The sequence below is a fragment of the Wolbachia endosymbiont of Cylisticus convexus genome (assembly GCF_003344345.1).
Window position 1 is genome coordinate 1 of sequence record NZ_QPIP01000174.1, and the last position, 2,525, is coordinate 2,525.

The 2,525-nt window shown below is 36.6% G+C and carries 3 protein-coding genes; 2 read left to right on the top strand and 1 reads right to left on the bottom strand.

Translation table 11 applies throughout. The annotated features are described in order from the left end of the window. Positions 1–231: 231 nt before the first annotated feature. On the bottom strand, positions 232–1,179 hold the full coding sequence (locus tag Wcon_RS09885) for an IS110 family RNA-guided transposase (RefSeq protein ID WP_063630491.1): 948 nt from the start codon (positions 1,177–1,179) through the stop codon (positions 232–234). Positions 1,180–1,587: 408 nt separating this feature from the next. Between Wcon_RS09885 and Wcon_RS12310 the strand changes: the two genes are divergently transcribed. Both Wcon_RS12310 and Wcon_RS12660 read left to right on the top strand, forming a co-directional pair. Then, on the top strand, positions 1,588–2,013 hold the full coding sequence (locus tag Wcon_RS12310) for a reverse transcriptase domain-containing protein (protein WP_237350147.1): 426 nt from the start codon (positions 1,588–1,590) through the stop codon (positions 2,011–2,013). A 12-nt stretch (positions 2,014–2,025) separates the two neighbouring features. Beyond that, positions 2,026–2,457: a group II intron maturase-specific domain-containing protein gene (locus tag Wcon_RS12660; protein WP_255565590.1), complete on the top strand. Its 432-nt coding sequence runs from the start codon at positions 2,026–2,028 to the stop codon at positions 2,455–2,457. Positions 2,458–2,525 lie beyond the last annotated feature (68 nt).

The following is a 2,525-nucleotide window of genomic DNA, read 5'->3' on the forward strand; positions in this document are numbered from 1 at the left end:
CATCAACTATGTTTTTTAAAATTTTTTGAATTTAGTCTTATTACAACTCTTATTTATAGTTTTGTATTCTTATTCAATTGAAAAACGTATTTTTGGCAATAAAAACCCTAGTTCATTACAGAAAGAAATTTATATCAAACAACTACCACTGCTTAGATCTTATGATTAATGAATATGTGCTTTAAATTTGTGTGGCGCGCATATTCATTAACCTATTTTCTTATGCAGATTTTAAAAATTTGCGTTAATTGCTTCTTTAAGCCTTGCATTAGCAATCACTATAATTTTGCGCATTAGAGCTGTTATGACTACCATCTTCTTTTTACCTCTACCAATGAGAGCAGAATAAAAAGCACCAAGTGCAGATTTAGTCCTTGAAGCAGCCATCGCAGATGTAAAAAGCTTTTCACGAACGTTCCTTCTGCCACCACTTATTCTGCGATAACCAATAGCTTTACCACTTTCTTTTGGATGCGGGGCAACTCCAGCAAGACTAGCAACTTCTTGCCTGCTTAAGTAGCCAAGTTCTGGCATCAAGCATACAAAATCTTGTGATAACTTTTTACCTATTCCTGGTACTGTTCTTATGATTTTTTGGCGCTTTTTTAACTCTGGATTCTCATCGATAATTTTTTGTATGGCATCATTGAGCTCATCTATTTGACTGTTAAAAAAGTCAATAGTTTTTTGGCAACTTTCTTTTATATAGTCGTTTTCAGGTGCTTTCAGTCTACATTTCTCTTGAGCTCTTATTTGTGTAAGGTCATCACGACGTTGACAAAGTGCAGCTAAGGCTGTTTGTTCTTTTGACATAGGCACAAATAGAGATAGAGTACTATAACGCTCAAATCCATATTGAGCAAGGGCTCTTGCATCTGATTGATCAGACTTTGCTAAAATTCCATGAGATAAGGTAAAGCTTTTTACTTTGCGAGTATTAGCTCGATGTACAGCAACATTCTTATCAACCAGAAAGTGTGCTAAGCCAAGCTCATATTTTCCTGTATTTTCCAAAGTTACAAAAGAATTAGGTAGAATATTTGAAAAATTTTGAAACAATTGTTGCCAACCAGCAGCATTATTATCAAACTTGATAGTGTTCTTTTGGTTGTGAACTGCAGCAACATTTTTAAATTTTCCGATATCAATGCCAATAAAATTTTGATAAGATGTAATCATAATAACCTCGATTAGTTTTAGTTAATTTAAGATTGTAAACGGGTGCATATGTATGTCCCACACAACTATTCAAACGTATCGAGAGATAGGGCTAGTGTACCTTGATGAGCACGGTTGTATAGCCATTATTCTAGCGGTCGCACACGCCCGTGATAACTCCATTCCTATAGTGAGTGGAGTTATCTTCCCTCTTATCTCCTTTATATCATATTTTTAACTTACAATATTCTTTGTCTTTTCAGCGTTACGCGTTGGAATGACAGTTCTTCAAATTGTCGGTAAACCTAAGTCACTTTAGCTATAGATTACATCAGATAGCCTTCAACTTCCCCCACTTATTTGCTATACTGCTATAGGTCTCTCTTTAGGCGAAATTCAACAAGTTTAAAATAAAGAAATTTTATCTATATGGAGAAAATTGCCAGAAGGATAAACGATAAAGAAATCATGCACTTAATCAAGCTAATCCTCAAGGAAGGAGGAAAACGAGGAATAGCTCAAGGATCACCAATTTCGCCGTTACTAAGCAATATATACCTAAATGAGGTAGACAAAATGCTAGAGAAAGCAAAAGAAGTGACCAAAGAGGGAAAATATCAACGTATAGAATACGCCAGATGGGCAGACGATTTAGTGATACTGGATGGGTACCAGAAATGGGAATGGCTCGAGAAATTGGTGTACAAAAGGTTACAAGAAGAATTAGCAAAACTAAAAGTAGAAGTAAATGAAGAAAAGACAAAAGTAATCAACCTAAAGAAGGGAGGAACGTTCAACTTTCTAGGATTCGACTTCCGAGAGAAAATCACAAGACAAGGAAAGTGGAGTGTATAAATAACACCAACGATGAAAGCACGGACAAATTTGCTTCAGAGACTGAAGGAGGTATTTCGTGGACAAAAATCGCAACCGATAGGGAAGGTGATAAAAATCATCAATCCAATATTGAGAGGGTGGACAAACTACTTTAGAATTGGGAACTCAAGTCGAAGCTTCAACTACGTTAAACAATGGGTAGAAAAGAAAACAAGACGCAACTTAATGAGATCCAGGAAAATGCGAAAAGGATTTGGCTGGAAGAGGTGGAGTAAGGAATGGATAGATAAACTTGGTCTGTATTCAGACTATAGAATACGATACTATGAACCGAAAGCACAACCAGTACAATATGTTATAAACTTTGGTAAGAATCTGCTAGGAAAGCGTAGTGCGGGAAAACCGCATGCTGCGTTTGATGAGGCGGGAGCTGGAAACGTAAATATGGGAATTTTGGATTGAGGTCCTCAACGAAAGCGAATGGAATAACCACCAAACCCTAAAGGAGGCGCGCCAGCTCTCGACCCTAC